This window comes from Candidatus Aquarickettsia rohweri (assembly GCF_003953955.1).
GTDB classification, from domain to species: domain Bacteria; phylum Pseudomonadota; class Alphaproteobacteria; order Rickettsiales; family Midichloriaceae; genus Aquirickettsia; species Aquirickettsia rohweri.
Map to the genome: position 1 here is coordinate 1 of NZ_RXFM01000061.1, position 8028 is coordinate 8028.

The 8028-nt window shown below is 27.2% G+C and carries 9 protein-coding genes and 1 pseudogene; all 10 read right to left on the reverse strand.

Annotated elements, in window-relative coordinates; translation table 11 throughout:
* Nucleotides 1-198: hypothetical protein (locus EIC27_RS04615; protein WP_153183765.1), on the reverse strand; the 198-nt coding region annotated here is incomplete at its 3' end.
* A gap of 515 nt (nucleotides 199-713) precedes the next feature.
* Entirely contained in the window at nucleotides 714-1109 is a 396-nt protein-coding gene (rplS, locus tag EIC27_RS04620; RefSeq protein WP_126044950.1) for a 50S ribosomal protein L19, read from the reverse strand.
* A complete protein-coding gene (trmD, locus tag EIC27_RS04625; RefSeq protein WP_126044951.1) occupies nucleotides 1106-1819 on the reverse strand; it encodes a tRNA (guanosine(37)-N1)-methyltransferase TrmD in 714 nt (237 codons plus the stop codon). The genes rplS and trmD overlap by 4 nt, the downstream gene beginning before the upstream one ends.
* 48 nt (nucleotides 1820-1867) lie before the next feature.
* A complete protein-coding gene (gene rpsP / locus EIC27_RS04630; protein ID WP_126044952.1) occupies nucleotides 1868-2254 on the reverse strand; it encodes a 30S ribosomal protein S16 in 387 nt (128 codons plus the stop codon).
* A gap of 75 nt (nucleotides 2255-2329) precedes the next feature.
* Nucleotides 2330-2857 (reverse strand): hypothetical protein, encoded by a 528-nt coding sequence (locus tag EIC27_RS04635; protein WP_126044953.1) that lies wholly within the window; start codon nucleotides 2855-2857, stop codon nucleotides 2330-2332.
* 24 nt (nucleotides 2858-2881) lie between these two features.
* Nucleotides 2882-3928, reverse strand: a pseudogene (locus EIC27_RS07610) (ComEC/Rec2 family competence protein).
* Nucleotides 3929-4632: 704 nt separating this feature from the next.
* A complete protein-coding gene (locus EIC27_RS04650; protein WP_205702337.1) occupies nucleotides 4633-6066 on the reverse strand; it encodes a cryptochrome/photolyase family protein in 1434 nt (477 codons plus the stop codon).
* A 182-nt stretch (nucleotides 6067-6248) separates the two neighbouring features.
* Nucleotides 6249-7241: an NAD(P)/FAD-dependent oxidoreductase gene (locus EIC27_RS04655; RefSeq protein ID WP_126044956.1), complete on the reverse strand. Its 993-nt coding sequence runs from the start codon at nucleotides 7239-7241 to the stop codon at nucleotides 6249-6251.
* A gap of 15 nt (nucleotides 7242-7256) precedes the next feature.
* Complete coding sequence (locus EIC27_RS04660; RefSeq protein ID WP_126044957.1) at nucleotides 7257-7703, reverse strand: DUF3429 family protein; 447 nt, start codon at nucleotides 7701-7703, stop codon at nucleotides 7257-7259.
* A 3-nt stretch (nucleotides 7704-7706) separates the two neighbouring features.
* Nucleotides 7707-7856: a DUF1731 domain-containing protein gene (locus tag EIC27_RS04665; protein WP_126044958.1), complete on the reverse strand. Its 150-nt coding sequence runs from the start codon at nucleotides 7854-7856 to the stop codon at nucleotides 7707-7709.
* Nucleotides 7857-8028 lie beyond the last annotated feature (172 nt).

The following is an 8028-nucleotide window of genomic DNA, read 5'->3' on the forward strand; positions in this document are numbered from 1 at the left end:
AAAAGCTACACCAAAATTAACTACCTTTAATACTGGGGAGTTCACTACTGAAGATAATAACTTATTTTCTCCATAATAATATACTCCTGCACCAATTACAGAAACTGTTATAGTACCTTTAATATTTGCAACTATACCTGTTCCAAAAAAACTAGATGTTACTGCTGCTGCAGTATATACACAATGTGGACAAACCATATTTAAATACCTTTCTTTATGTTAAAATTGTAATATAGCAAATTTGTCAAGCAACCTAGAGCAGTGTGTATAAAATCAATTAAATATAAAAAGAACTTAAAATAACCTGAGCTGCAGATAAGAATTACTCTATAAAGAGCTAAAATGCGACTATACAGCAATATTTAGCACAATTAGGAACAACGATATAGTCATTGCGAGGGAACAAAGTGCTCGTGGCAATTCAGGAAAACTTCAACAAAGTGTAATAATATTAACAATTCTGGATCACCACAGTCGAGACTTCGTCTCTCCCTCGTGATGACTGTAGGGTGGTATGCATTCTTCTTTTGTGATGATTGTTGAGAGATACTCCTCTTCATGATTACAAGATTTGCTATAAATTTCTTATTTGTAGTTCGGATTAAGAATATATAGAACAAGTATTTTGCTAGAACTTTTAAAGCTTTTTGTATTAAATATTATAAGTACTTGAATATATAACAATAATTATGAAGATACTTATTTTTATATATCTACTTACTGTGATTTTTCTTTTTTCCTTTAGTATAAGAAGTTCTTGCTTCTTTAATTCTTGCAGCCTTACCAACAAGCTCTCTCATATAATAAAGCTTAGCTCTTCTAACTTTACCTCTTCTCAATACTTCTATTTTTGCCACTAAAGGAGAATAAAGTGGAAATGTTTTTTCAAAACACATACCACAACTAATTTTTTTTACTTTAAAAGTAGAACCCAGCCCACTATTTGTTTTCGCAATGCATACACCTTCAAATATTTGCACTCGCTCATTGCTTTCATCTACAATTTTATTATGAATTTTTAATGTATCTCCAGGGTTAAAATCTGGTATATCCTTGCCTTTTTTTAGAACCGATAATTGCTTTTCTATATATTTGTCAGCTAAATTCATTTTTTTTCTCCATTTAAATATTTATTCCATAAATCTGGTCTATTATTTTTAGTAGCCTCTTTAGCCTGATTTAATCTCCATTCATTTATTTTTTTATGATTTCCTGAAGTTAGAACTTTAGGAACTTCATTAGATTTCCACAATAAAGGCTTAGTATAATGTGGATATTCTAAAAGGTTTTCATAATCACCTTCTGCGAAGCTTTCTTCTGTGAGGGACTCCTTATTACCAATATTCCCCTGTACAAACCTTAAACAACTGTCTATCAGCACAAATGAGGCTATGTCTCCAGAAGATAGAACATAATCACCTATGCTAACTTCAGATATTTTATACTCTTTTATAACTCTTTCGTCAATACCCTCAAAGCGACCACATAAAATATTTATTCCCTTATAAGAGTTTACAAAAGACTTTGCCATTGATTGGTTAAATAAATTACCCTTGGGCGTAAGATAGATTATAGGATAATTATTTTGTAGAAAAAAATCTTCAATAGCCTTACCCAATACATCAGGCCTTAGAAGCATACCACCACCTCCTCCATAAGGTGGGCTATCAACTATTTTATGTTTATCTTTAGCATAATCCCTTATATTTTTTACTTCTAGGTTCCATATATTAGAATACATAGATCTTCCAGAAATTGAATATGCTAAGGGTCCAGGATACATTTCTGGAAATAGTGTAAGAATATTAACTTTCCACATTAAAATTAAAATAAAAACAAATTTATATTAATTATAATACAATTTATCTTAAGATTTCTTTGATTCTTCAGATACTTTATTTTGTTTCGTTTCAACAGTTTTTGAAGTTTCATTAATTGCACTGTCCTGAGATTGTTTTTTAACAGAAACTTTTTTAACCACTCTTTTAACAGGTGACTTAGTTTTTATTAATTTTGCCTTTTCAAGAAATTTTTCAACTCTATCAGTTGGCTGTGCACCAACAGAAACCCAATGCTTAATTCTATCTTGAATTAAAACAACCCTATTTTCATCTTCTTTAGCTAACATTGGATTATATACACCTACTTTTTCCAAAAATTTCCCATCTCTTGGAGAATCAGCATTAGCCACAACTATTTTATAATATGGCCTTTTTTTTGCTCCAGCCCTTGCTAATCTAATTTTTACCGTCATAAAAATAAAAAAATTATACAAATATAGTGTGTATACACAAAAAAACTATTGATGTAAAGATAATAGAAAAAATAATTAATTAAAGAAGTCTTTATTCCAAGGTTTTTTTATAACATGATCTTTTTCAGTAATTATCTTGTAATTATCTTTTACTTTATATATTAAATGCGTTCCATCTGAATCAAAATTAGCTTTATTTAAATTCAACATCGCATCACTACATTCATAATACAGATTTCTAAAATTTACTATTACTTTAATATCTATTTCATTACATATATCTATAAATTTTTTGTTATATTTTTCTTCAAATAAAATTAACAATTTTTGATCTGGAATATAACAATAATCTTGATTACAAATTTCTCCCAAATATTTTTTACTTACTGTTTTAATGTTCAATTCTTTTTGCCAAACTTTCTTTGAGTATCTTTCTCTAAAACCTCTAATCAAATATAGTTGATTGTCTTGTAAATCTTTTACAGCAATTAGCTTAGTATTTTTACTTATAACTATATCCGGCAATTTAAAATTAATTATATTAATTATCAAAGCAATAAAACAAAATATAGCAATGTACTTGAATTTTGTTTTTATAAGCATTAAAATCAAACACCCTGCTATAAACTATAAAAGGCTGCATACATCAATAGTATAAATATTTACAATTGCACTAGGAAAAGAAGAAATTGTGCTTGAAATATACAATAGCACCTCAATTCCTTTATCCATTAGGTAATATCCAATAAACTCTAATTTTATAGGAATTAACAATATAGCAAGCATCCCAAAAGGCATTATTATAAACTCAGTAATTGGTATTGCTAATAAATTTGTGAGCAAGCTATATGTAGAAAAATTTTTAAAATGAAACATTATAAATATACTTGTTGCAAGAGTAGCAAAAATACTAGCTAAAACAATTGAGAAAAAATAAATACTAATTTTCTATAATACAGAAGTATTCTTATTAAAGTTTATTAAATATTTTGTTTTTAACAATTCAAAACCGTAAATAAGTGAAAAACATGCTGAAAATGACATCTGTAAACTTGCACTTAGTAGTGCTTCAGGAGTAAATAAAAGAATCACAATAGCTGCTATACTAATAGTCCTAAGAGGATTTGTATCTCTATCAATTAAAATGCCAATAAGAAACAACGTCGTCATGGCGAAAGCTCTTTGAGCTGAAATAGGTGCATTTGCCAAAATCAAATAACAATAGCACAGACAAATTGTAATAATTGATGCTATTTTTTTGTTATTGATCTTTATGAATTGTAAATTTATCTTTGAAAAAAGAAAGTTACTAATAAAAAATATTATCCCCCCAACTAAACCAACATGCATTCCAGAAATAGCTAATAAATGCGCTATCCCTGAGATTCTAATATTTTCATACGTATTTGTATCAATTTTTTTTGTATCTCCAAGAAATAAAGCTGCAGCAATTGCTGCATTATTCTCATGCATATTATTATAAAAACTTTCGAATATTTTTTGCTTAATTTGATCAATTTTGGAATAGCTTTTAATATCAGCTTGTTTAATAATTTTTACATTACCTATTGCATAGCCAATTGCTTCAATTCTACTGAAAAAAGCATGCCTTGAGTAATCAAAACCACCAGGTATCACTGCACCAGGAGGTGGCATTAATACAACATTCGCCATAACCTTATCTTTCTTTTTTATGTCTTCAAGCCTAGTTCTAACTACTATTTTAATTTTATTAATATTTTTTAATTCTTGAAAATTTAAAAAGTTCACGTCACTTAAAAGCAATTTTTTTTCTCTACCTCTTATCTCAATTTCATCCACATCTGCAATAATTATACTTTGTATCTTACGATCTAAACTTGTTTTACTAATATTTTATACCCTAAAATCAGTTACAATATGCCCTAACAAAAAAAATAAACCTAATAGTAATAAAAACTTTAACCACTTTAAACTATGAAAATAACTTTGAATAAATAACAAAGCTAATGAACATAATACTCCTAAAGTAATTATTAAATTCGTATTTATATGACAATCTGTATAGAAATATGAAATTATTCCCATAGACATTACTACAGGTATAAAACCTAGAGAATGAATTTTATCGTAAAAAATAATAACCTAACAAACCTTATCAATTGACATTCACTATAATGATAAAGCATAAAATTTCTATTGAAAATTTAAGAATGTATTAATTTAATATCGCTAATCAAAACTATATTTAATCATCTCTTTATAACAGATTTTTTGATTTTTATAGAATAATTTTTCTATAATTATAGTTAGAGTGATAAAACTTAAACATAGATATAATAATGTGTCATATAGAGTAATATTCAATAATTTGATCTCATTAATAATGGCCAAGATATTTATTTATTTCGTTTTAACTTTATATTATCATAAGCTGTTAAAGCCAGATTCCTTGATTCTTGTAAATCTACTATAGGGTAAGGATAATGTGTACCCAATGTCACGCCTGCATCTTTTAAGATATTTTCAGGAGCTTGCCAAGGAGAAAATAAATATTTATCAGGTAATTTTTCCAGCTCAGGAATATATTTTTTTGTATATAAACCTTGTGCATCAAATTTTACACCTTGTGTAATTGGGTTGAAAATTCTAAAGTAAGGAGCCGCATCAGCACCACATCCAGCAATCCATTGCCAGCTGGCACTATTACTGGCTAAATCAGCGTCTACTAAGCAATCCCAAAACCATTTGGCTCCGTAGTGCCAATGAATAAGTAAATTTTTCACTAAAAAAGAACCAACAATCATCCTCACTCTATTATGGATATATCCTTCTGCCCATAGTTGTCTCATACCAGCATCTACTATCGGATATCCTGTTAATCCTTTTTGCCATGCCAATAAGTATTTTTTATTTTCTTGCCAAGGAAATAAATCAAATTTCTCTTGCAAATTTTTTTCAGTAATGAAAGGTAAATAATATAATAAATAATAAGAGAACTCCCTCCACCCAAGTTCACTTAAAAAATGAGAGGTATTATGATTTGCATCTAAATTACTAACTTTCTGCCATATATAAAATGGAGATATCTCTCCCCAGTGCAAATGCGGTGAAAGCAAAGAGACAGAGTTTTTACTTGGGTAATTCCTACCATCCTTATAATCTTTTAATCCATTTTCTACAAACATATTGAATTTACTTAATGAGCTTTCCTCTCCAATATTCCAACAATTTTCTAATTTTTTATCCCATTTATATTTTGGTAACAAATTTAAAATTTTAATATCCTTATTTTCTTGTAGAGATATTATATTGTTAGTAGATTTTGGTTTTGGTAATGGCGCTCTTGGAATATCTCCAGACATTAAACAACCTTTTTGATAAAATGGTGTAAAAACTTTATAAGGCGTTCCATCTCTTTTTAATATATTCCATGGTTCCCATAGTAATGAGGCATTAAATGTCTTAACTAAGATATTTTTATCTTTGCATTTTTGTTCTATTGCTTTATCTCTTTTTATTTGCCAAGGTTCATAACATCTATTCCAATAAATAGCTTGAGCTTTATATTTTATTATTAAATTGAATAAAATATCATTGGGGTCACCTTGAAATAAATATAAATTACCATCTAAAGATTTTTGTAAAGATATTAATGAGTGGTATAGCCATAACTTACTAGCACTGCCAATTTGATATTGTCTAGAGTTGTGAGTATCAAATATAAAAACTGGTAAAACACATCCTTCTTCAAAAGCTGAATAAAGTGCTGGATTATCATGTAGTCTTAAATCCTGTCTAAACCAATGAATAACTAACTTATTTTTCATCATTATAATACTTAGTACTTATTTTTTTAAACCAAATGCATGATAAATAATAATTTATTTATGATCTTCATAGTAGCTTAGAAAATACATTACTGGTACTTATTATTGAATTTGCAGAGCTAATATATATTATTGAATAGATTTTATTTAAATACATCATAGAATTTGCAGTAATATAATATAAATTAAATATGAGTTGAGATATTATCAATTAAATTATTTGAGCTTAAAAATGCTGATTCAGCAGTTCCTTTAATAAACCAATCTCCACAAATTCCAAGCCTATTTTTACTATCTATAATAGATTTCACTCCATTCTGCTTTTTAATATTTGCATACCTCCATTTATGCACATTTACGTATGCTATATTTTTAATGGGTTGAGGAAAGATTTTTTGAATCTCTGTTAATAAAGTATTCTTTACATATTCTATATCTTTTTTAATATTTTCTTGCGCCCAGTCATTTGTTGATATAGCAACTATAGAATTATTGCGATTTCTTAAGGGTTTACTATCATTTATAGATATCCAACTCAAAATAGAGTTTTTGATAATTGCTGCATCCCATTCAATATCTAAAGAGTTTTTAGATCCAATCATTAATGAATAACAAGGCTGCATCTTATAGTCTCTTATTTGCTTTAAATAATCATAAAAATCAGGAATTAGAGGCATTAATTGTTCTGGTGGAATTGCAATTATAACCCAATCAAATATTCCTAAAGAAGATTGGTCATTAAAAACTTCCCATTTTGTGTTTAATTTAACTAATTTGGTAATTCTTGTATTTAATTTCACATCTATACCCTCTGAAAGATACCTACAAAAACTACTCATTTTAGGTACAGGAACATAGTGTTTATATTTATTATCCCATTTTTTAATTTTTGATACTTGATTATTATTTATCTCAACAAAATTACCTTCCCATGACTTAATAATGCCTTTTTTTTCAAATTGATAAATAAAATCTTGGAAAATTTTAGTTTTAGCAGTAAAGAACTGTATACCATGATCAAATTTAAATCCATCTATTAATTTAGTAGACATCCTACCACCAAAACCTCGCGATTTTTCAAAAACAGTTAGATCTGCAATTTTACTTAATTGATAGGCGCAATTCATTCCAGCTATACCTGCACCTATTATAGCAATTTTACCCAAATTTCTCTTCATCTTTCAATATAAATGTTACTTAAAGTTTATTAATGATATAAATAGATTTATCATAACAATAATTGTTATGATAATCCTATTAATAAGATATTTTTTACTAATTATTTTTTCATTGTAAAACTTAAAATCTGCAACGATATAATATATAAAAGATAGCAAAAGAATAAAGATGAATTTATTGTTAGATACTATTTGGTAAGAAATCCATAAAATTATAGTAATGAAGTTATTAAATATAAATAGCTTATATCTAAATAATTTCTCAAGACCTAATCCCCATTGAATACCAGCCATAAATACACTAATTATTAATCCATATAATTTTATGCTTTCAGCTGAGCTATTAGTAATTATTGAGTTATATTCGCAGTTTTTAATTATAGATAACATAAAAATAATAAATGGTAATGTCCCTAAATACATCAAAAAAATATGAACATTATTTTTAATTACTTTAAACATAATTTAGGTTTTGTTAATCATATTAGATAATGCTTGATCGACATAAGTATATTGAAAAATATATCCTGCCTCTAAAGCTTTTTTAGGCTTTGTAATATTGTCTTTCAATAATAATTTCTCTCCCATTTCATCAAATAATAAATTTTGTGCCAATAAACCCTGAACCTCCTGTAATTAAAAATTTCATTTTACCTTTTAAACGTAAACGCTAAAATATCCCCATCTTGACAAGTATTATCCGCCTTTCTTTGGGTTTCTTAAGTTTTTTGATAATTCTAAAAAAAATTTAATTTGATGATATTTTTTTATCAATATTATATGGAAG

Bases quoted from the DNA above. Each gene is read 5' to 3' on its own strand.
- rplS (WP_126044950.1), bottom strand. From the start codon at position 1,109: ATGAATTTAGCTGACAAATATATAGAAAAGCAATTATCGGTTCTAAAA.
- trmD (WP_126044951.1), bottom strand. From the start codon at position 1,819: ATGTGGAAAGTTAATATTCTTACACTATTTCCAGAAATGTATCCTGGA.
- rpsP (WP_126044952.1), bottom strand. From the start codon at position 2,254: ATGACGGTAAAAATTAGATTAGCAAGGGCTGGAGCAAAAAAAAGGCCA.
- EIC27_RS04635 (WP_126044953.1), bottom strand. From the start codon at position 2,857: ATGCTTATAAAAACAAAATTCAAGTACATTGCTATATTTTGTTTTATT.
- EIC27_RS04650 (WP_205702337.1), bottom strand. From the start codon at position 6,066: ATGATGAAAAATAAGTTAGTTATTCATTGGTTTAGACAGGATTTAAGA.
- EIC27_RS04655 (WP_126044956.1), bottom strand. From the start codon at position 7,241: ATGAAGAGAAATTTGGGTAAAATTGCTATAATAGGTGCAGGTATAGCT.
- EIC27_RS04660 (WP_126044957.1), bottom strand. From the start codon at position 7,703: ATGTTTAAAGTAATTAAAAATAATGTTCATATTTTTTTGATGTATTTA.